We start from the raw sequence: 20019 nt of genomic DNA on the forward strand, positions 1-20019 counted from the left end.
CTTCAGGCGGATCGCCGCGGACAGGCCAGCCGGGCCGCCGCCGACGATCACGACGTCGTATTCCATCGACTCGCGTGGGCCGTACTGCTCAATGAGACTTGCGGGGGTCATTGATGCTCCTCTTACCGTTAGAATGCTTTTTTCGGGTTCGTATTGTGGGCGATCGATCCCCGCACTGCAACCGGAGGAGCATAGATTAGCACGATCGTTCTATTTGTATGTTACGGTATCGACCCGCAGCGACGGTCCTACCGCACCTGTCAACCGTATCTGTCGTTACAACCGAACAAGGAACGTCAATGGGCCGTTCGATCAATCTGGAAGGCAAGGTCGCGCTGGTTACCGGTGCTTCGAGCGGGTTGGGGAAGCGCTTTGCTCAGGTGTTGTCGCAGGCGGGCGCCAAGGTCGTGCTGGCAAGCCGGCGCACCGAGCGGCTGAAGGAACTGCGCGCGGAGATCGAGGCGTCGGGCGGTGCGGCACATGTCGTGTCGCTCGACGTGACTGATTATCAGAGCATCAAGGCGGCGGTGGCGCACGCGGAGACCGAGGCGGGCACGATCGATATTCTGGTCAACAACTCGGGCGTGTCGACCACGCAGAAGCTCACCGAGGTTACGCCGGCCGACTTCGAATATGTGTTCGACACGAATACGCGCGGCGCCTTCTTCGTCGCGCAGGAAGTCGCCAAGCGCATGATCATGCGCGGCAACAATGCGCAGAAGCCGTCATACCGGATCATCAATATCGCATCGATGGCGGGCCTGCGCGTGTTGCCGCAGATCGGCCTGTATTCGATGAGCAAGGCGGCCGTCGTTCATATGACGAAGGCGATGGCGCTGGAGTGGGGCAAGCACGGCATCAACGTCAACGCGATCTGCCCGGGTTATATCGACACCGAGATCAACCATCATCACTGGTCGACGGAGCAGGGGCAGAAGCTGGTGTCGATGCTGCCGCGCCATCGCGTCGGCAAGCCGGACGATCTGGACGGGCTGCTGCTGTTGCTGGCGGCTGACGAATCGCAGTTCATCAACGGCTCGATCATCGCCGCCGACGACGGCTTCGGGCTCGCGTGAGCGGGCCGGATTGACGCTGGTTCGCAGAAAGTGTTTTACGCGTGCGGGGCTTCCGTTGCAGGAGCGCCCGCGTTATCTTGCAGCGCATGGGCGGGCCGGCTACACGCCGGTCAGCCCATGTGTCGAGTGGGTTTCAATCCTGTCAGGCAGTAAGAAGAACGGAAGTACGATGAGCGATTTTCACGCAGTTTTTGAGATGTCGATGCCGATCCGTTGGGGCGACATGGACGCGTTCGGCCATGTGAACAACACGGTCTATTTCCGCTACATGGAGCAGGTGCGGATTTCCTGGTTCGAGCAACTGGGGTTCATCGGCGGTGATAGCAATGGGCAGGGGCCGGTGATCGTCAATGCGTCGATGGAGTTTCTCAAGCAACTGCACTATCCCGGCGACGTGATCGGCCGGATGTCGGTGGCAACCCCTGGGCGCAGCAGCTTCGACACCGGCTTCGAGCTGGTGCGTGCCGACGACCCGCACACCGTGTATGCGCGTGGCGCCGCGCGCTGCGTCTGGATCGATTACGCGGCGGGCAAGTCGGTGCCGGTGCCCGATCTGCTGCGCGCGACCATCGAGCGTGCCGCGCTGGTCAGGGCGGCTTGATGGGTGCAGTGGACTGAACGCTGCCGGACATGTCGTTCATCCTCCGGTGGAGTTCGTTAGCCGACCGGCCAGTGCCGCAGTTTCACCGCGCGAGTGCGAAGACGCGAATCAGTCGCACATTTTCACGCCCGTCCTTCAATTCCCAAGCAGCCGCTGCAACAGCTCGGTTGCATTCCCCGTATCGTATTTGCGCATCAGCCGCGCCCGGTAGACGTCCACCGTGCGCGGGCTGATCTCCAGCACCCGGCCGATCTGCTTGCTGGTCTTGCCCGTCACCAGTTGCGCGGCGATTTCGCGTTCGCGCGGCGTCAGTTCCACCGCCACGCGCCGCGTCGCGCTCAAATCCTCGAAGGTCCAGACGCCTGCCGCGTGCGGGTCGGCGCGCTGCAGCGCGCGGCCCGTCACGTGGCACCAGAACAATTCGCCGTTGGCGCGTTTCATGATGCGGTCGTCCGCATAGCTGCCCTGCGCGGTCATGATCGGCGGAATGCGTGCGCCGATCCGCTCGAATTCCTCCGCCGACGGATACAGCACCTGGAACGACTGGCCGAGCAGCGACTCGCGGCTGCAGCCGAAAATCGATGCGAGCTCGTCATTGCAGTCTTCGATAATTCGCTCGCGCGACAGCACGAGTCCGATCGGGGCGAGGTGGAATGCGGTTCGGTAATCCAGGGCGGGCATGGGTTGGCGGCAAATACTTATGTAGTTTTGCGTATTGTGCCGTATGGCATGCGCAGCGTACTCTTTCGAGCACATCACAACGCGGCCAGGCTGTCCGCGGCGGGCACCGTGCGAAGTCCAGGGTAACCTGGACGCACAGCTCGCTGGGGATGACTAGAATGACGTGTCGGGTTCGACCCGCAGAACGTCATACCGGCCGCAACGATCCGGAGGCCGGCTTTTCCGGCTGCGGATTTCCATAAGAGGAAGGGACATACTGATGAACAAGGTCTATCCAGGCGCCGCCGAGGCGCTGAAAGACATCGTCAAGGACGGGCAGACGTTCGCCGTCGGCGGTTTCGGCCTGTGCGGCATTCCGGAGGCATTGATCGGCGCGCTGCGCGATTCGAACGTGCAGGGCATCACCTGCATCAGCAACAACGCGGGCGTCGACGGGTTCGGCCTCGGCCTGCTGCTCGAAACGCGCCAGGTCAAGAAGATGATTTCGTCATACGTCGGCGAGAACAAGGAGTTCGAACGCCAGTATCTGGCCGGCGAACTCGAGCTTGAATTCACGCCGCAAGGCACGCTCGCCGAGAAGCTGCGCGCGGGCGGCTCGGGCATTCCGGCGTTTTTCACCAACACCGGCTACGGCACGCTGATCGCCGAGGGCAAGGAAACCCGCCAGTTCGGCGAGAACCATTACGTGCTCGAACATTCGCTGACCGCCGACGTCGCGCTCGTCAAGGCATGGAAGGCCGACAAGTCGGGCAATCTGATCTACCGCCGCACCGCGCGCAACTTCAATCCGATGTGCGCGATGGCCGGCAAGATCACCGTCGCGGAAGTGGAAGAGATCGTCGAAGTGGGCGAACTCGATCCGGACGCGATCCACACGCCTGGCATCTTCGTGCAGCGCATCGTGCTGAATGCGCATCCGGAAAAACGCATCGAACAACGCGTCGTCCGCGCGAAAGGAGACTGATCATGGCATGGACTCGTGACGAAATGGCCGCGCGCGCGGCGAAGGAATTGCAGGACGGTTTCTACGTGAACCTCGGCATCGGTCTGCCGACGCTGGTGGCGAACCACGTGCCGGCGGGCGTGGAAGTGTGGCTGCAGTCGGAAAACGGCCTGCTCGGCATCGGCCCGTCGCCGACCGAAGAGGAAGTCGATGCCGATCTGATCAACGCGGGCAAGCAGACGGTGACCACGTTGCCGGGCTCGTCGATTTTCTCGTCGGCGGATTCGTTCGCGATGATTCGCGGCGGCCACATCAACCTGGCGATTCTGGGCGCGATGCAGATCAGCAAGAAGGGCGATCTGGCCAACTGGATGATTCCGGGCAAGATGATCAAGGGCATGGGCGGCGCGATGGATCTGGTCGCAGGCGTCAAGCGCGTGGTGGTGCTGATGGAGCACGTCGCGAAGGGCGACCAGCACAAGATTCTCGACGAATGTACGTTGCCGCTGACCGGCGTAGGCGTCGTCGATGAGATCATCACCGACCTCGGCGTGATCGAGGTGACGGATGCCGGTCTGAAAGTGACCGAACTGGCGCCGGGCGTGAGCGTCGACGAAATCAAGGCGAAGACCGGCGCACCGCTCGACGTGAGCGCGGTGAGCTGAGGCCGATGCGGCTCGCCGGCCGGCCATCGGAGTTTTGAGCGGCGGGGCGGCAACCACACGGTTTCCCAAACGGGCGAGACGCGAGTCTCGCCCGTTCTGTTTTTGTGCCGCGCGTCGTGGGCCTGGGCAATGCGTGTGCCGAGCTTGTGCCGACTGCGCGTGCCGAGCCTGTCCTATGTCTTCCGGTCGATCCTTGCCGCGCGGCAAAGCGGTTTACAATCGTTTGAAGATTGAACGCCTGTCTGTCCCTGCTGTGCCCGAGCTAATCCGCAGCGCTTTCGCAAGGAACCCAGATGACCGCACCGACCTCCGCTTCCGCCGCCGGGCAGCCCGCGCCGCGCCAACGTTACGTGCAGTGCGCGAGCGCTGCAGGTTTGCACCGCGTCGCCTACACCGAATGGGGCGACCCGGACAATCCGCGCGTGCTGCTGTGCGTGCATGGCCTGACGCGCTCCGGGCGCGACTTCGACCGCGTCGCGGCGCAATTCGCCGGAACCTATCGTGTGGTGTGTCCGGATGTGGTGGGGCGGGGCTTGTCGTCGTGGCTAGCGAACCCCAACTTATATGGCATTCCGCAATACGTCGCCGACATGGTCACGCTGATCGCGCGCCTGAACGTCGAAACGGTCGACTGGTTCGGCACGTCGATGGGTGGTTTGATCGGGCTTGGGCTGGCCGGTTTGCCGGAAACGCCAATTCGCAAACTGCTGCTGAACGATGTCGGCCCGCATCTGGAGCCGGGCGCCGTGCAACGTATCGGCGACTACCTCGGCAAGCCTGCGCGCTTCGAGACGCTGCAACAGGGCATCGACCACGCCGCGTTGCTTGCGCAAACTTTCGGCCCGCTCACGCCGGACGAATGGCGTGAAATCAACACGCCGCTGCTGCGCGAACAGGACGGCGCGTGGCTGTTCCGTTATGACCCGCGCATCGCGCAGCCGTTTGCCGCGACCACCGAGGAAGCGACGAAACTCGGCGAGGCCGCACTCTGGCATTCGCTTGCGTCGTTCCAGGGGCCGGTGCTGGTAGTGCGGGGCGAGCATTCCGATCTGCTGTCGCGTGAAACCGTTACGAAGATGGTCGCGGCCGGACGTGCCGTGTCGAGCGCGGAGATCGCCGGCGTCGGGCATGCACCTGCCTTTCTCGCGGCCGATCAGATCGAACTCGCAAGACGGTTCTTTATCGGCCCGGCGCTCGACGCGTCATAATAGACGGTTTCGCGCGGCGTCTTCGATGGGCGCAATGCGGAGCGCATTCGGATCAACTTTCAACCCATCTCAGGATTTTTCATGGCAGTCATTCGTCATCACGTCGGCAAGCGCCTCTCGGAAACCGCCGTGCACAACGGCACCGTGTACCTCGCAGGCCAGATCGCCGAAGACACGGATCAGGACATCACGGGGCAGACGCGCGAAGTGCTCGGGCACATCGACCGCCTGCTGGGTGAAGTGAACAGCGACAAGTCGCATCTGCTGTCGGTGCAGATCTACATCTCGGACATGGTGCATTTCGCCGGCATGAACGCGGTGTGGGACGAGTGGGTCGCGCAAGGCGACACGCCGCCGCGCGCCACCGTCGAGGCCAAACTCGCCAACCCGAAGTGCCTCGTCGAAATCGTCGTGGTCGCGGCGCAGCGCAGCTAGGCCTCGCGCGGTCACCGTTGTTGAAATTCCCTTGATTCGTCTGGCCCGGCGGGCCGTCGCACCATGAATACCGAAATCGTTACGAGCACGCCTCAGCCCATTCCTTCTTTCGACGAAGCGATGGCGTTCGTGCGCGAGCATGCGGGCGAGGTGCGGCTGTCGTCGGGGGAATCGCTGGCGGATCACGCGGCGGGGACCGCGTCGATCATGCGCAAGCTCAATGTCGATCCGCCGGCGGTACTGGCGGCGGCGCTGTTTGCGTTGACGCCGCATCTGCAGGACCCGGAGCGCGTGATCACCGACAAATTCGGCGAAGAAGTCGCGCAACTGGTCGGCGACGTGCGCAAGCTGCTGCGCCTTGGCACGGTGAGCTTGCGCGCCGCGCAGCATGCGATACCCGAAGTCGGGCGCGATGCACAGGCCGCGCGCCGCGTGCAGGTCGAGGCGCTGCGCAAGATGCTGCTCGCGTTCGCGCAGGACATTCGCGTGGTGCTGATCCGTCTGGCGTCACGTTTGCAATCGCTGCGGTATTACGCGGCGGCGAAAGTCACGCCTTCACCGGACGTGGCACGCGAGACGCTCGATATCTATGCGCCGCTCGCCAACCGTCTGGGCATCTGGCAGCTGAAGTGGGAACTCGAGGACCTCGCGTTTCGTTTCGAAGAGCCGGATACATACAAGCGCATCGCGAAGCTGCTCGACGAGAAGCGCGTCGAGCGCGAGAGCTATGTCGCGCAGGCGATCGAACGCCTGCAGGAGGAGCTGGCCGCGGCGCAGATTCGCGCGGAAGTCAGCGGCCGGCCGAAACACATCTACAGCATCTGGCGCAAGATGCGCGGCAAGGAACTCGACTTCGCCGAACTCTACGACGTGCGCGCGTTTCGCGTGATCGTGCCGGACATCAAGGATTGCTACACCGTGCTCGGTATCGTGCACAACCTGTGGCAGCCGGTGCCGAAAGAATTCGACGACTACATCTCGCGGCCCAAACCGAACGGCTACAAATCGCTGCACACGGTGGTGATCGGCGATGACGGCCGTGCGTTCGAAGTGCAGATCCGTACGCAGGAAATGCATCAGTTCGCCGAGTACGGCGTGGCCGCGCACTGGCGCTACAAGGAGGCCGGCACGCGTGGTTATGGCGGGCAGTTCGCCGCCAACGAGAAGTACGACGAGAAGATTGCGTGGCTGCGGCAACTGCTTGCGTGGAAGGATGAAGTCACCGAGGGCGAGCACGGCGAGCAGCGCGCGGCGCAGCCGTGGGAGCAACTGCGCCAGGCCACGCTCGACGACGACCATATCTACGTGCTGACGCCGCAGGCGCGGGTGATTCCGCTGCCGCACGGCGCAACGCCCGTCGATTTCGCGTATCACCTGCATAGCGAGCTGGGGCATCGCTGCCGCGGCGCACGCGTCGACGGCGCGATGGTGCCGCTCAATACGCAGTTGCAGAACGGGCAGACGGTCGAGATCGTCGCGGTGAAGGAGGGCGGTCCCTCGCGCGACTGGCTCAACCCGCAACTCGGCTATCTGCACAGTCCGCGCGCGCGGCAGAAAGTGCGGGCGTGGTTCAACGCGGTCGAGCTGCAGGAGCACATCGCGAGCGGCCGTGCAATGGTCGAAAAGACCTTGCAGCGCGAGGGCAAGACGTCGGTCAATCTCGATCAGCTGGCCGCCAAGCTCGGCTTCAAAGCCACCGACGATCTGTTCTCCGTGGTCGGCAAGGAGGAGTTCAGTCTGCGGCTCGTCGAGCAGGCGCTGCACGACGCGCCGCCGCCGGAGCCCGTAGTCGAGGCGCCGGAGCAATTCGAGAAGCGCAGCAGCGGGGCGAGCGTCGCGCGCGGAGCGTCCACGGGGGTGCTGGTGGTCGGTGTCGATGCGTTGCTCACGCAGCTTGCGCGCTGCTGCCGGCCGGCACCGCCCGACGACATCTGCGGTTTCGTCACGCGTGGCAAGGGCATGTCGATTCACCGCAGCGATTGCCCGACGTTCCGGCGGATGGCCGAGCGCGCGCCGGAGCGTGTGTTGCAGACCGCGTGGTCGGCGGATGTGATGAGCGGCCGTGGCCAATCCGTATATCCTGTCGACCTCTCGATCGAAGCGACGGACCGGCAGGGTTTGCTGCGTGATATTTCCGAAGTGTTCGCGCGTGAAAAGATGAATGTGATCGGCGTGAAGACGCAAACGCGCCGCAATGCCGCGTTCATGCAATTCACCGTCGAAGTGTCGAGCGCCTCGCAGATCCAGCGCGCGTGCACGCTGCTCGGCGAGGTGACGGGCGTGGTGCGCGCATCACGCAAGAACTGACGCGTGCGTAAGATGGCGCGTGGAAGCTTCTGCCGCGCATCTATCTGCCGTGCATTCGCAGGACGCACTTGCGCACATGGGTAGAAATTTAAAGCCGGTGCAGAAAAGTACTTGCCAAGCGGTGTGGGGCTCCATATAATCTCGTTTCTTCAGGCTCGTAGCTCAGCTGGTTAGAGCACCACCTTGACATGGTGGGGGTCGTTGGTTCGAGTCCAATCGAGCCTACCAACGAAAAGAGAAATTCCGGTTTTGCCGGGGTTTCGCGAACTGCAGCAAGCGCTTGTGGCGCAAAAGGCGAATACGGTTATGACACCGCGAACGTTGACCGAAAGCACTTCGGAGCGACGCTAGTCGAGGACCACTTTCGCCAATGTAGTTTGCAGGAAATGTGAATGCGGCCCCTCGAAAGCGGGGCCGCATTTTTTTTGGCTTTTTGACCTTGATGTATGTGCCGCCGCCGGTCGGCACCACGGAGAACGCAATGGTTTCGATACGTCTGCCTGACGGTTCTGTTCGACAGTACGAGCATCCGGTGACCGTCGCCGAAGTGGCCGCCTCGATCGGCCCCGGCCTCGCTAAGGCTGCGCTCGGCGGCAAGATCGACGGTGAACTGGTTGATACCTCCGCGCTGATCGATCGCGACGTGGCGCTCGCCATCGTCACTGAAAAAGACGCAGACGGTCTCGATATCATTCGTCACTCGGCGGCGCACTTGCTCGCGTATGCAGTGAAGGATCTGTATCCGGAAGCGCAGGTTACGATCGGCCCGGTCATCGACAACGGTTTCTACTACGACTTCGCGTACAACCGTCCCTTCACGCCGGAAGATCTCGAAAAGATCGAAAAGCGCATGCAGGAACTCGCGAAGAAAGACGAGCCGGTCTCGCGCCGCGTCGTATCGCGTGATGAGGCGGTCGACTACTTCAAGAGCATTGGCGAGAAGTACAAGGCTGAGATCATCGAATCGATTCCGTCGACCGACGAGATCAAGCTGTACTCGCACGGCAGCTTCACCGATCTGTGTCGAGGCCCGCACGTGCCGTCCACGGGCAAGCTGAAAGTCTTCAAGCTGATGAAGGTCGCGGGCGCCTACTGGCGCGGCGATTCGAAGAACGAACAATTGCAGCGCATCTACGGTACGGCCTGGACCAAAAAGGAAGACCAGGAAGCGTATCTGCACATGCTCGAAGAGGCGGAGAAGCGCGATCACCGCAAGCTCGGCAAGCAGCTCGATCTGTTCCACATGCAAGACGAGTCGCCGGGCATGGTGTTCTGGCATCCGCGTGGCTGGACGCTGTGGCAGCAGGTCGAGCAATACATGCGCCGTCGCGTGAACGACGCCGGATACCTCGAAATCAAGACGCCTATGATCATGGACCGTTCGCTGTGGGAAGCGTCGGGCCACTGGCAGAACTATCGTGAAAACATGTTCACGACGGAATCGGAAAAGCGCGACTACGCGATCAAGCCGATGAATTGCCCGGGTCACGTGCAGGTGTTCAACCACGGGTTGCGCTCGTATCGCGATCTGCCGCTGCGCTACGCGGAGTTCGGTTCGTGCCATCGCAACGAATCGTCGGGCGCGTTGCATGGCTTGATGCGTGTGCGTGGTTTCGTGCAGGACGACGCTCACATTTTCTGTACCGAAGACCAGTTCATCAGCGAATCGATCGCGTTCAACACGCTCGCGATGAGCGTCTACAAGGATTTCGGTTTCGACAACGTCGAGATCAAGCTGTCGCTGCGCCCGGACGCGCGCGCTGGCACGGACGAAACGTGGGATCGCGCGGAGCAGGGCCTGCGCGAGGCGCTGACGGCCTGCGGCGTGACGTGGGAGGAGTTGCCGGGCGAGGGCGCGTTCTACGGCCCGAAGGTCGAGTACCACATCAAGGACGCGCTCGGCCGCTCGTGGCAATGTGGCACGTTGCAACTCGATATGGTGCTGCCGGAGCGCCTCGGTGCCGAATACGTCGCAGAAGACAACAGCCGCCGCCGCCCGATCATGCTGCACCGGGCAATCGTCGGATCGATGGAGCGTTTTCTCGGGATTCTGATCGAGCACCATGCCGGTGCAATGCCTTCATGGCTCGCGCCGATGCAGGTTGTCGTGATGAATATCGCGGAAAATCAGACCGAATATGCGCAGTCGCTAGCCCAATCGTTGCAAAAACAAGGGGTTAGAGTTGAGGCCGATTTGCGCAACGAGAAGATTAGCTATAAAATACGCGAGCACACGCTGGAAAAGGTCCCGTACCTGCTCGTGGTCGGCGACAAAGAGCGTGAAGCCCAAACGGTAGCCGTGCGTGCCCGTGGTGGTGTCGATCTGGGCGTGATGCCCCTCGATGCCTTCATTGAGCGTCTGCGCCAGGACGTGCAGTCGTTCAATTGAGCCACTTGGTAGGCCGGCTCGTTTTTTTTAATTTTTAGAGGAAACGTAACATCGCTACTGATAAGTCTGCGCACCGCATCAACGGTGAAATTACGGCACCCGAGGTGCGTCTGGTCGGCGTCGAGAACGAACCGCTCGGCATCGTGAAACTCGCTGATGCGTTCCGCATGTCGGAACAGCAAGACGTGGATCTGGTCGAAATCGCGCCGCAAGCGGTTCCGCCGGTTTGCCGCTTGATGGACTACGGCAAGTTCAAGTACTCGGAAGCGAAGAAACAACACGAGGCCAAGCTCAAGCAGAAGGTCGTCCAGGTCAAGGAAGTCAAATTCCGTCCGGGCACCGACGACGGCGATTACAACGTCAAGCTGCGCAACCTCATCCGCTTCCTCGATGACGGCGACAAGACGAAAATCACGTTACGTTTCCGTGGCCGCGAAATGGCTCACCAGGAAATCGGTATGCGCATGCTCGAGCGCCTGCGCACGGACCTCGACGAAGTCGGTCAGGTCGAGCAGATGCCGAAAATGGAAGGGCGCCAGATGATCATGGTGCTCGCTCCGAAGAAAAAGAAGTAAGTGGCTGGAGTGGCGGCGCGCCACGTGGTGCGTGCTCCGGTGGCTATAAGTTTGAATTGAAGTTTGAAACGATGCGGTGCCGGGTGTCCGGCGCGGTGTCGGCAGGTTTCGGAGCGGCGTGCATGCAAGTGCGCGCCGATTCCTGAAAAGCGGCCGCCAGCGGTGTTGGCGGTCTGCATACCAAGTGGAATGGGTTTCGAAGGGCGGGTGATGGCCATCTGGCCGACCGCACACCCATATCCATCTAATAATGGAGTTGTCATGCCGAAGATGAAGACCAAGAAGAGTGCTGCAAAGCGCTTCGTGGTGCGTCCGGGCGGTACCGTCAAGCGCGGTCAGGCCTTCAAGCGCCACATTCTTACCAAGAAGACCACCAAGAACAAACGCCATTTGCGCGGTTCGACGGCAGTTCATGATTCCGATCTGAACTCCGTGCGCGCAATGTTGCCGTTCGCTTAACCCTTAACCGACACTCATAGGAGCAAGACATGCCTCGAGTAAAACGTGGGGTTACCGCACGGGCCCGCCACAAGAAGATCATCAAGCTGGCCAAGGGTTACCGCGGCCGTCGCAATAACGTCTATCGCATCGCCAAGCAGGCGGTCATGCGCGCAGGCCAATACGCCTACCGCGATCGCCGCAACAAGAAGCGTGTGTTCCGTGCATTGTGGATCACGCGTATCAACGCGGCGGTGCGTCAGCACGACATGACGTACAGCGTGTTCATCAACGGCCTGAAGAAGGCTTCGATCGAACTCGACCGCAAGGTGCTGGCCGACATGGCTGTGTTCGACAAGGCTGCTTTTGCTGCGATCGTTCAGCAGGTGAAAGCCGCCGTTGCAGCCTGATTGCGCTTCTGGCAATTAACACTGCGTGGTTCGTTGCAGCGAATATCCGGTAGTCTCGGTGACGTTGCAGCAAAAACGGGGCTCCTCACCGAGCCCCGTTTTTGTTGGTAGAACCAGTTTGCTTCGATTGAACACTGACGTTGAAATGATGGGATCAATGGATCTGGACCAGATTGTCGCCGACGCGCAAAAAGCCTTCGCAGAAGCCTCCGACGTCACCACCCTCGAGAACGAGAAAGCGCGCTTTCTCGGCAAATCGGGTGCGCTGACCGAGCTGTTGAAGGGCCTTGGCAAACTCGATCCCGAAACGCGCAAGACCGAAGGCGCACGGATCAACCTCGTCAAGCAGCAAGTGGAAGCCGCGTTGACGGCCCGCCGTCAGGCGCTGGCCGACGCGCTGCTGAATCAGCGCCTCGCCGCTGAAGCCATCGACGTCACGCTGCCCGGCCGCGGCACCGCTGCAGGCAGCCTGCACCCGGTGATGCGCACATGGGAGCGCGTTGAACAGATTTTCCGTACGATCGGATTCGACGTGGCCGACGGCCCCGAGATCGAAACCGACTGGTACAACTTCACCTCGCTGAACAGCCCGGAAAACCATCCGGCGCGTTCGATGCAGGACACTTTCTACGTCGACGGCAAAGACGCCGACGGTCGCCAGCTGCTGTTGCGCACGCATACGAGCCCGATGCAGGTGCGCTACGCGCGCACCAACACACCGCCGATCAAGGTCATCGTGCCGGGCCGTACGTATCGCGTGGACAGCGACGCGACGCATTCGCCGATGTTCAACCAGGTCGAAGGCCTGTGGATCGACGAGAACATCAGCTTCGCGGACCTGAAGGGCGTCTACACCGACTTCCTGAAGAAATTTTTCGAGCGTGACGACATTCTCGTGCGCTTCCGTCCGTCGTATTTTCCGTTCACCGAACCGTCGGCCGAAATCGACATGCTGTTCGAAACGGGCAAGAACGCCGGCAAGTGGCTCGAAATTTCGGGCTCGGGCCAGGTTCATCCCACGGTGATCCGCAACATGGGCCTCGACCCGGAGCGCTACATCGGCTTTGCTTTCGGCAGCGGCCTCGAGCGGCTCACGATGTTGCGTTACGGCGTGCAAGACCTGCGTCTGTTCTTCGAAAACGACCTGCGTTTCCTGCGTCAATTCGCCTGAACCGGCGCGTACGAACGCGACAAGCATAGAGCGCGGCATCGCACCTCGTGCATGCCGCCAGCGTCCCCGGCGGGGCGTTGCGAGTGAAACGGGTACGAATCCCGAGTCACGCGAAGCCCCTGCCGGACGTGGACCTAACCTGATCAGAACGTACACAGAACCATGCAATTCCCGGAATCCTGGCTGAGAACCTTTGTCGATCCGCAACTGACGACCGACGAACTGTCGCACGCGTTGACGATGGCCGGTCTCGAAGTCGAAGACCTGCGGCCGGCCGCGCCGCCGACCTCGAAGATCGTCGTCGGCCAGGTGCTGGAAGTCGTCAAGCACCCGGACGCGGACAAGCTCAACGTGTGTCAGGTCGACGCCGGCACCGGCGCGACGCTGAACATCGTGTGCGGTGCGCCGAACGTGGCGCCGGGCATCAAGGTGCCGGTTGCGCTGGTGGGTGCGCAACTGCCGCCGGCTGAAGAGGGCGGCGCGCCGTTTGCGATCAAGCTCTCGAAGCTGCGCGGCGTGCAAAGCGAAGGCATGCTGTGCTCCGCACGTGAGCTGAAACTTTCGGAAGATCATAGCGGCCTGATGATCCTGCCGGAAGCGACGCCGATCGGCCAGGACATCCGCGAAACGCTGAACCTCGACGACACCGTTTTCGAGATCAAGCTGACGCCGAACAAGGCGGACTGCCTGTCGGTGTTCGGCGTGGCACGCGAGACGTCGGCAATCACCGGCGCGCCGTTGCGCCCGTTGGACATCAAGCCGGTCGACGTCAAGCTCAACGAAACGTTGCCGGTCAAAATCTCCGCGCCCGATCTGTGCGGCCGTTTCTCCGGCCGCGTGATTCGCGGCGTGAACGCGCGCGCGAAGTCGCCGCACTGGATGGTCGAGCGCCTCGAGCGTTCGGGCCAGCGCAGCATCTCCGCGCTCGTCGACATCTCGAACTATGTGATGCTCGAACTGGGCCGTCCGTCGCACGTGTTCGATCTCGACAAGATCCACGGCGGCATGGACGTGCGTTGGGGCCGCAAGGGCGAAACGCTCAAACTGCTGAACGGCAACACCGTCGAACTCGATGAAACCGTTGGCGTGATCGCCGACGAGCAGCACATCGAAAGTCTCGCGGGCATCATGGGCGGCGACAGCACGGCCGTTACGCTCGACACCACCAACATCTATCTCGAGGCCGCGTTCTGGTGGCCCGATAGCATTCGCGGCCGCTCGCGCAAATACAACTTCTCGACCGATGCGGGCCATCGTTTCGAGCGCGGCGTCGACTATGCGACCACGGTCGATCATATCGAGCGCATCACGCAACTGATCCTCGACATCTGCGGCGGCGAGGCTGGGCCGGTCGACGACCAGATCGTCAACGTGCCGAAGCGCGAGCCCGTGAAAATGCGTGTGTCGCGTGCAAACCGCATCATCGGCGTGCAGATCGACGCGGAAGAAATCGCGCAGATTTTCACGCGCCTCGGCCTCTCGTTCGAGCGCGACGGCGATACCTTCGCGGTGATGCCGCCGTCGTACCGCTTCGATATCGAAATCGAAGAAGACCTGATCGAAGAAGTCGCGCGCATCTACGGCTTCGAAAAGATTCCGGCACGCCCGCCGGTCGCGACCAGCGAAATGCTCCCGACCAACGAAACGCAGCGCTCGATCCACGTGATCCGTCACGCGCTCGCCGCGCGCGATTACGCTGAAACGGTGAACTTCAGTTTCGTTGACGCCGAGTGGGAGCAGGACTTCGCCGGCAACGACAAGCCGGTTCGTCTGCTTAATCCGATCGCGAGCCAGTTATCGGTGATGCGCACGACGCTGTTCGGCAGCCTCATCAACGTGCTGCGCACGAACCTGAATCGCCGCGCGGCGGATCGCGTGCGCGTGTTCGAAGCCGGCCGTGTGTTCCTGCACGATCCGTCGATCAAGGCGGGTGAGCTGACGGTCGAAGGTTTCGCGCAACCGAAGATGATCGGCGCACTCGCGTACGGTGCCGCGCTCGACGAGCAGTGGGGCGCGCCGACGCGCACGGTGGATTACTTCGACATGAAGGGCGATCTGGAAGCGCTGATGGCGCCGGCGGTGGCGCGTTTCGTGAAAGCGGAGCATCCGGCTTTGCATCCGGGACGCAGCGCGCGTGTCGAAGTAAATGGCCGCGCAGTGGGTTGGATCGGCGAATTGCATCCGCGCTGGATGCAGAAATACGATTTGCCGCATGCGCCGATTCTGTTTGAAATCGAAGCGGAAGCATTAATGCAGCGCGTATTGCCGACTCCCGCGGAAGTATCTAAATTCCCGCCGGTGCGTCGCGATATCGCGGTGGTCGTCGATCAAAAAATCGAGGTCCAGGCGCTGCTCGACGAGCTCCAGAAAGCCCAGTCCGAACCCGCTTGCAAGAGCGTTCAGAAGGTTGCGCTTTTCGACGAATTTCGTCCAAAATCAAACACTTCCGGTGGCTTGGCCGCTCACGAGAAAAGCCTTGCGTTCCGTGTGACCTTGCAAGATACTGGCGGAACCCTTCAGGATGAAACGGTCGATCTGGCCATTCAAACTCTGGTGGAACGTCTGGCTCGAGTATATGGCGCACGGTTGCGCGGATAACCCGCATTTAACAATTGCACGGCTGTTTCCGCATCCTTTGTCTTTTGCTTGGCGCGCCATTTGATAGATATGAATGAAATGAACTCGAGTGATTTCGAAGCCCTTCTTACGGCGCAACGCAGCGCCATGATTCGCGATATTCCGACATCACCCGCCGTCGTTTCGACTGAAACGCCGACGCTCACCAAGGCGGAGCTTGCCGAGTTGCTGTTCGACAATGTCGGGCTCAACAAGCGGGAAGCGAAAGACATGGTCGAAGCGTTCTTCGAGGTGATTCGCGATGCGCTGGAGAGTGGCGACAGTGTGAAGCTGTCGGGGTTCGGCAACTTTCAGTTGCGTGACAAGCCCCAGCGTCCCGGCAGAAACCCGAAGACCGGCGAGGCGATTCCAATCGCCGCGCGTCGCGTTGTGACGTTCCATGCAAGTCAAAAGCTGAAGGCGCTGGTTGAGAACGGCGCTGAAGCGAGCTTCGCGCGCTGATTGACTCGCGCGCTCATGCGCAACCACTACGACGGCTAACTGACGATGACAGCGACGGTCGAAAAAGTCGTCTTGCCTCCGATTCCGGCGAAGCGCTACTTCACGATCGGTGAGGTCAGCGAACTATGCGGTGTGAAACCGCATGTGTTGCGTTACTGGGAGCAGGAGTTCACGCAGTTGAGGCCGGTCAAGCGGCGCGGCAATCGTCGCTACTATCAGCATCATGAGGTGCTGTTGATCCGGCGGATTCGTGAGTTGTTGTACGAGCAGGGCTTCACGATCAACGGCGCGCGCAACCGGCTCGATTCGCACGGCGGCGGCGCGCATGGTGCGCCGCCTGAATCGGTCGAGGAAGGCGAGGGCGCAGTCGCCGCACAGGCGCCTGCGGTTGCGACAGCCGCGGTGGACGTCGAACAGTTGCGCAAGGAATTGCTGCACGTGATCGATTTGTTGAAGCATTAGGTCACTTTGTTCGTACGAAGCGGTTCTAATCGAATGAAGTGTCTGTTATAATTTTGTGCTGTTCGGGGCGTAGCGCAGCCTGGTAGCGTACCTGCATGGGGTGCAGGTGGTCGGAGGTTCAAATCCTCTCGCCCCGACCAAAGAAATCAAGGCCTTACAAGCAATGCTTGTGAGGCCTTTTTCGTTTGGGTTGGAATTTGCCCCCACGTTTGCCCCCACAAAACGGACGGCTCTCGCGGGAACAAAGCGGAATTTTCCACGGGGCGAGACGGTGCCCGAATCCGTACTCAGGTTGTGGCGTTTCGCTTGGTCGCACACAATTTACGCGCTATTCGGGGATGGTGAACAAAGCGTCAAGGGGGCGGAACGGAGCACCGCATCGCTGCCCCCTGAGGCAAGTGCATGGGGCGATCGACTTGGCCTTACGGTCCTCAACCGGAATACACCGGACACCCACCAGAAATGCAAAGAACCGGTCGCGATGACCGGCTTTCTGTTTGATGTTTGGTACCGTGAGGGATTCGAACCTGCGACCAACGGATGACGGTCCTACATTGATTCTCCCGTACTTGCCTTGCGACCGGTAGACGTCAGTCAAGGCATGTCAAGAGCACGCGCGTGCCTGGGTGGCGACGCAGAGCAGGAAGAAACAAAGGCCGTAGGTTGGCTCGCTTCCCGCCTGGGCCTTCACATCTGCGGATCGTTGACGGGGAAGGTGGGGCGTCCGTCCTTCGCCGACAGCCCCCACTTCTGCATCACACTTTGATAGAACCCTTGCTTCTGCAGCTTGATCAGGGCTTGCTGGAACGCATGAGCGAGCCGCTTGCCGTTCTCGTCGACGCCAAAGCCGATTCCGTACGACGAGAGGTCGTAGTAATACACCGCCTGGTACTTGTCTGGAAACTTCTTGATGTTGTAGTTCGCAGCGGGCGAGTCGACCCACACGGCCTGGCTTGCTTCGTTGGTCAGCGACATCAGTGTCATGTTGGTGTCCGGATAGGTGGCGATCGAGATCGCTTTCTTACCGTCCGCTACGCATTTGTTGCTCACTTCATTGGCCCGTTGCATCGGCGCCGTGCCGCGCGGCAGCGCGATCTGCATCCCACATAGATCATCGAGCGACTTGAGCGTCATCTGTCGCTTAGGCGAGGCGACGATCGTCTGGCCGACGTTTAAGTAGTCGATGAACGTCACTTTGCTATGGCGCGAGGGAAAATCGCCAAGCGACAGCAGCACATCGAAGCGGTTCGCCGCGAGGCCCGGAATCAACGAATCGAACGATGCCTGCACAAACTTGATTTTCAGCCCCAGCACTTTAGCTGCGGCAGAGATCAGATCGGGCGCGAAACCCGCCACATCGCCGTCTTCGTCGATGAACTTGACGGGCGCGATCTCCGGATTGACCGCAACCGTGATCGGTTGCTTCTGACGATAGAACTCCGGCACGAGCGCGAAAAGCGCGGGGTTGGCGGTGATCGCGTCAAGATTCGCCGCGTCTTCGGCGTAAGCCGGTGACACGACGCACGGTGCAACGCTCAGACAGAGCACGGCGACAACGGTGAGTCGCGCAACGATCCGGGTGAAACGGACGGGCTTGGTCATGATGTGGGGATGATTCGAATAGGGTTGACCGGACTAAAGCGTATGTTCTGCTGTGACGCTCATCGCGCTTGCATCGCCGCGGCCGCGAAATGACGCTGATGCCACAACAGACAGTGCGCGGACGGATCGTCGTGCGTTGATGAATCGGTGATCTCGCCGATAAAGATCGTATGCGAATACCCGTTGTGCGTCGCGATGACTTTGCAATCGAGAGAGACGATACTGCCGGTCAGCAACGGCGCGCCACTCTTGCCCGCTGTCCATTGCGCCGGATCGAAACGGGACGGCCCTTTCTCGCTGGCAAAGCGTTGCGCGACGTTCTTCTGATCGGCGGACAGCAGATTAACGGCAAATATCTTCGCGCCCAGGATCACGTCGTGTGCGCTCGCGCTTCGGTTCACGCAGACGAGCACCGTCGGCGGATCGGCTGAAAGACTGCACACCGATGTCGCGATCAGGCCGAACGGCGTGCCGTTCGTAGCGGTCGTGATGACCGTGACGCCATTGGTGAAGCGCGCCATCGCATTGCGGAAATCTTGGTCGGTCGTGTCGGTGCTCATGTGAAACGCCTCGCGTCAGAAAGGCACCGCTCGTTGGCAAGCGGTGCACGATACTCTTTTAGTCGCTGAAATCTAGTCGCCAAAGTGCAGGGGCTGCAGTCCGAGATTGCCCCTCAGCGTGCTCGCCTCGTACTCGGTGCGGAACAGTCCGCGCTTGCGCAACTCGGGAAGGATGTATTGCGTCAGGTCGTCGATACCTTGGGGCAGCGTCGCCGGGCAGATATTGAAGCCATCGGCGGCGCCGGCCCGGAACCACTTTTCCATTTCGTCGACGATGTCTTCCGCGGTACCGACGATCTGCCAGTTATTGCCCGAGGCCACGCGCTTGTACATCTGGCGGATCGTCAGGTTTTCCCTGTGCGCCAGCGCCAGCAGATTCTCCGCGATACTGCGCACACGCTGATTGCCGACATCGGGCACCGGGCCGTCGAGATCGTATTCGGACAGATCGCCGAGCACGCCGTACAGAATGGCCAGTCCGCTAAGCGGATCGATCAGGTTTTGCAGTTGATCAAACTTGTCCTGCGCTTCGCCGCGCGTCTTGCCGACATACAGTGTGACGCCGGGCATGATCAAAAGTTGATCCGGCCTGCGGCCGTATTTCGCAAGGCGGCCTTTGAGATCGTCGTAATAGGCCTTAGCGCCTTCCATGCCGCTTGCATTGCTATAAACGACATCGGCATAGCGTGCGGCAAGCTCGCGTCCGGCTTCGGCGGCACCGGCTTGCACGATGATTGGACGGCCTTGCGGCGTGCGGGCGGAGTTCAGCGGGCCGCGCACCTTGAAGTGCTTGCCCTTGTGATCCGGCACGTGCAGCTTGGCCTCGTCATAAAAGACACCGCTCACCTTGTCACGGATAAACGCGTCGTCTTCCCAGCTATCCCACAGCTTCCTGACCACTTCGACAAACTCGTCCGCGCGCTCATAACGCTCTTCATAGCCGAGATGCTCGTCGCGGCTGAAATTCCACGCTTCCTGCTGCGACCACGACGTGACGACGTTCCAGCCCGCGCGACCGCCGCTGATATGGTCGATCGACGCATACTTACGTGCGATATGGAAAGGCTCGTTGTACGTCGTCGAAGCCGTCGCGACGAGGCCGATATGCGACGTGCACGCGCCGATCGCCGCCAGCAAGGTCAGTGGTTCGAGTTCGGCATTCTTTGCGTCGCGGGCGAGCGATCCTTTAGGCGTATCGTTTGCACGGATGCCGATTCCGTCGGCAAAAAAAATCATGTCGAGTTTTGCCTCTTCGGCTTTCTTTGCAGTACGAAGGAAATAGTTGAAATCGATGGCGCCTGCAGTCGGCACATCCGGATGCCGCCATGCGGCCATGTGATAACCCAGATAGCGCATCGACAGGCCAATTCTGATCTTTCCGTCTGTAGCAGTCATTTTTACAATCCCGATCGAAGTTT

At 61.0% G+C, this 20019-nt stretch carries 20 protein-coding genes and 2 tRNA genes; 17 read left to right on the forward strand and 5 right to left on the reverse strand.

Going from position 1 to position 20019, the window contains the following annotated elements:
• Positions 1–111 (reverse strand): FAD-binding protein (locus PQQ53_RS22810; protein ID WP_146124425.1); only part of this gene is annotated, 111 nt, incomplete at its 3' end.
• A gap of 188 nt (positions 112–299) precedes the next feature.
• On the opposite strand from PQQ53_RS22810, the gene PQQ53_RS22815 reads away from it, so the two are divergent.
• Complete coding sequence (locus tag PQQ53_RS22815) at positions 300–1076, forward strand: SDR family oxidoreductase (protein ID WP_121315208.1); 777 nt, start codon at positions 300–302, stop codon at positions 1074–1076.
• Positions 1077–1245: 169 nt separating this feature from the next.
• Positions 1246–1677, forward strand: a complete 432-nt coding sequence (locus PQQ53_RS22820) for an acyl-CoA thioesterase (protein WP_408326314.1) — start codon at positions 1246–1248, stop codon at positions 1675–1677.
• A gap of 135 nt (positions 1678–1812) precedes the next feature.
• Here PQQ53_RS22820 and PQQ53_RS22825 read toward each other — a convergent pair whose 3' ends face one another.
• Positions 1813–2358 carry a LuxR C-terminal-related transcriptional regulator gene (locus tag PQQ53_RS22825; protein ID WP_408326529.1) on the reverse strand — a complete coding sequence of 182 codons (546 nt, stop codon included), beginning with the start codon at positions 2356–2358 and terminating at the stop codon, positions 1813–1815.
• A gap of 259 nt (positions 2359–2617) precedes the next feature.
• On the opposite strand from PQQ53_RS22825, the gene PQQ53_RS22830 reads away from it, so the two are divergent.
• From PQQ53_RS22830 to PQQ53_RS22900, 15 genes are all read left to right on the forward strand, one after another.
• Positions 2618–3322, forward strand: coding sequence for a CoA transferase subunit A (locus PQQ53_RS22830; protein ID WP_007181110.1), 705 nt, complete (start codon positions 2618–2620; stop codon positions 3320–3322).
• 2 nt (positions 3323–3324) lie between these two features.
• Positions 3325–3966, forward strand: coding sequence for a CoA transferase subunit B (locus PQQ53_RS22835; protein ID WP_408157518.1), 642 nt, complete (start codon positions 3325–3327; stop codon positions 3964–3966).
• A gap of 293 nt (positions 3967–4259) precedes the next feature.
• Positions 4260–5174: an alpha/beta fold hydrolase gene (locus tag PQQ53_RS22840; RefSeq protein ID WP_408145034.1), complete on the forward strand. Its 915-nt coding sequence runs from the start codon at positions 4260–4262 to the stop codon at positions 5172–5174.
• An 81-nt stretch (positions 5175–5255) separates the two neighbouring features.
• Entirely contained in the window at positions 5256–5609 is a 354-nt protein-coding gene (locus PQQ53_RS22845; protein ID WP_408145036.1) for a RidA family protein, read from the forward strand.
• Positions 5610–5672: 63 nt separating this feature from the next.
• Positions 5673–7916, forward strand: coding sequence for a RelA/SpoT family protein (locus PQQ53_RS22850; protein ID WP_408145038.1), 2244 nt, complete (start codon positions 5673–5675; stop codon positions 7914–7916).
• Positions 7917–8067: 151 nt separating this feature from the next.
• Positions 8068–8144: transfer RNA gene (locus PQQ53_RS22855), tRNA-Val, on the forward strand.
• Between the two features lie 253 nt (positions 8145–8397).
• Entirely contained in the window at positions 8398–10305 is a 1908-nt protein-coding gene (gene thrS / locus PQQ53_RS22860) for a threonine--tRNA ligase (protein ID WP_408157520.1), read from the forward strand.
• A gap of 50 nt (positions 10306–10355) precedes the next feature.
• The gene (infC, locus tag PQQ53_RS22865; RefSeq protein ID WP_075643546.1) at positions 10356–10880 is read left to right on the forward strand and encodes a translation initiation factor IF-3; all 525 of its coding nucleotides are present in this window, start codon (positions 10356–10358) and stop codon (positions 10878–10880) included.
• 261 nt (positions 10881–11141) lie between these two features.
• The gene (gene rpmI / locus PQQ53_RS22870) at positions 11142–11339 is read left to right on the forward strand and encodes a 50S ribosomal protein L35 (protein WP_006052501.1); all 198 of its coding nucleotides are present in this window, start codon (positions 11142–11144) and stop codon (positions 11337–11339) included.
• A gap of 29 nt (positions 11340–11368) precedes the next feature.
• Positions 11369–11728 (forward strand): 50S ribosomal protein L20, encoded by a 360-nt coding sequence (rplT, locus tag PQQ53_RS22875; protein ID WP_006052502.1) that lies wholly within the window; start codon positions 11369–11371, stop codon positions 11726–11728.
• A 157-nt stretch (positions 11729–11885) separates the two neighbouring features.
• Positions 11886–12899: a phenylalanine--tRNA ligase subunit alpha gene (pheS, locus tag PQQ53_RS22880; protein WP_168663730.1), complete on the forward strand. Its 1014-nt coding sequence runs from the start codon at positions 11886–11888 to the stop codon at positions 12897–12899.
• 162 nt (positions 12900–13061) lie between these two features.
• Entirely contained in the window at positions 13062–15497 is a 2436-nt protein-coding gene (gene pheT, locus PQQ53_RS22885) for a phenylalanine--tRNA ligase subunit beta (RefSeq protein ID WP_408145044.1), read from the forward strand.
• A gap of 69 nt (positions 15498–15566) precedes the next feature.
• Entirely contained in the window at positions 15567–15977 is a 411-nt protein-coding gene (locus PQQ53_RS22890; RefSeq protein WP_075301562.1) for an integration host factor subunit alpha, read from the forward strand.
• 45 nt (positions 15978–16022) lie between these two features.
• Positions 16023–16439 (forward strand): MerR family transcriptional regulator, encoded by a 417-nt coding sequence (locus PQQ53_RS22895; protein ID WP_408326318.1) that lies wholly within the window; start codon positions 16023–16025, stop codon positions 16437–16439.
• Positions 16440–16502: 63 nt separating this feature from the next.
• Positions 16503–16579 (forward strand) — tRNA-Pro (locus PQQ53_RS22900).
• A 547-nt stretch (positions 16580–17126) separates the two neighbouring features.
• Here PQQ53_RS22900 and PQQ53_RS22905 read toward each other — a convergent pair.
• The 3 genes from PQQ53_RS22905 to PQQ53_RS22915 all read right to left on the reverse strand — a co-directional run bounded on the left by PQQ53_RS22905 (position 17127) and on the right by PQQ53_RS22915 (position 19996).
• On the reverse strand, positions 17127–18041 hold the full coding sequence (locus PQQ53_RS22905; RefSeq protein ID WP_408145074.1) for an ABC transporter substrate-binding protein: 915 nt from the start codon (positions 18039–18041) through the stop codon (positions 17127–17129).
• A 59-nt stretch (positions 18042–18100) separates the two neighbouring features.
• Positions 18101–18601, reverse strand: a complete 501-nt coding sequence (locus PQQ53_RS22910) for a flavin reductase family protein (RefSeq protein WP_408326321.1) — start codon at positions 18599–18601, stop codon at positions 18101–18103.
• Positions 18602–18673: 72 nt separating this feature from the next.
• On the reverse strand, positions 18674–19996 hold the full coding sequence (locus PQQ53_RS22915) for an LLM class flavin-dependent oxidoreductase (protein WP_408145078.1): 1323 nt from the start codon (positions 19994–19996) through the stop codon (positions 18674–18676).
• Between the last annotated feature and the right edge of the window lie 23 nt (positions 19997–20019).

Origin of the sequence: Paraburkholderia strydomiana (assembly GCF_046030495.1) — a bacterium.
Classification (GTDB): domain Bacteria; phylum Pseudomonadota; class Gammaproteobacteria; order Burkholderiales; family Burkholderiaceae; genus Paraburkholderia; species Paraburkholderia strydomiana_A.

What these genes read in the sequence shown, in the direction of transcription:
- thrS (WP_408157520.1), top strand. Translation starts at nt 8,398, where the DNA reads ATGGTTTCGATACGTCTGCCTGACGGTTCTGTTCGACAGTACGAGCAT.
- pheT (WP_408145044.1), top strand. Translation starts at nt 13,062, where the DNA reads ATGCAATTCCCGGAATCCTGGCTGAGAACCTTTGTCGATCCGCAACTG.
- rplT (WP_006052502.1), top strand. Translation starts at nt 11,369, where the DNA reads ATGCCTCGAGTAAAACGTGGGGTTACCGCACGGGCCCGCCACAAGAAG.
- PQQ53_RS22905 (WP_408145074.1), bottom strand. Translation starts at nt 18,041, where the DNA reads ATGACCAAGCCCGTCCGTTTCACCCGGATCGTTGCGCGACTCACCGTT.
- PQQ53_RS22835 (WP_408157518.1), top strand. Translation starts at nt 3,325, where the DNA reads ATGGCATGGACTCGTGACGAAATGGCCGCGCGCGCGGCGAAGGAATTG.
- PQQ53_RS22890 (WP_075301562.1), top strand. Translation starts at nt 15,567, where the DNA reads ATGAATGAAATGAACTCGAGTGATTTCGAAGCCCTTCTTACGGCGCAA.
- PQQ53_RS22845 (WP_408145036.1), top strand. Translation starts at nt 5,256, where the DNA reads ATGGCAGTCATTCGTCATCACGTCGGCAAGCGCCTCTCGGAAACCGCC.
- PQQ53_RS22850 (WP_408145038.1), top strand. Translation starts at nt 5,673, where the DNA reads ATGAATACCGAAATCGTTACGAGCACGCCTCAGCCCATTCCTTCTTTC.
- PQQ53_RS22910 (WP_408326321.1), bottom strand. Translation starts at nt 18,601, where the DNA reads ATGAGCACCGACACGACCGACCAAGATTTCCGCAATGCGATGGCGCGC.
- PQQ53_RS22815 (WP_121315208.1), top strand. Translation starts at nt 300, where the DNA reads ATGGGCCGTTCGATCAATCTGGAAGGCAAGGTCGCGCTGGTTACCGGT.
- pheS (WP_168663730.1), top strand. Translation starts at nt 11,886, where the DNA reads ATGGATCTGGACCAGATTGTCGCCGACGCGCAAAAAGCCTTCGCAGAA.
- PQQ53_RS22825 (WP_408326529.1), bottom strand. Translation starts at nt 2,358, where the DNA reads ATGCCCGCCCTGGATTACCGAACCGCATTCCACCTCGCCCCGATCGGA.
- PQQ53_RS22830 (WP_007181110.1), top strand. Translation starts at nt 2,618, where the DNA reads ATGAACAAGGTCTATCCAGGCGCCGCCGAGGCGCTGAAAGACATCGTC.
- PQQ53_RS22895 (WP_408326318.1), top strand. Translation starts at nt 16,023, where the DNA reads ATGACAGCGACGGTCGAAAAAGTCGTCTTGCCTCCGATTCCGGCGAAG.
- PQQ53_RS22840 (WP_408145034.1), top strand. Translation starts at nt 4,260, where the DNA reads ATGACCGCACCGACCTCCGCTTCCGCCGCCGGGCAGCCCGCGCCGCGC.
- PQQ53_RS22820 (WP_408326314.1), top strand. Translation starts at nt 1,246, where the DNA reads ATGAGCGATTTTCACGCAGTTTTTGAGATGTCGATGCCGATCCGTTGG.
- PQQ53_RS22915 (WP_408145078.1), bottom strand. Translation starts at nt 19,996, where the DNA reads ATGACTGCTACAGACGGAAAGATCAGAATTGGCCTGTCGATGCGCTAT.
- rpmI (WP_006052501.1), top strand. Translation starts at nt 11,142, where the DNA reads ATGCCGAAGATGAAGACCAAGAAGAGTGCTGCAAAGCGCTTCGTGGTG.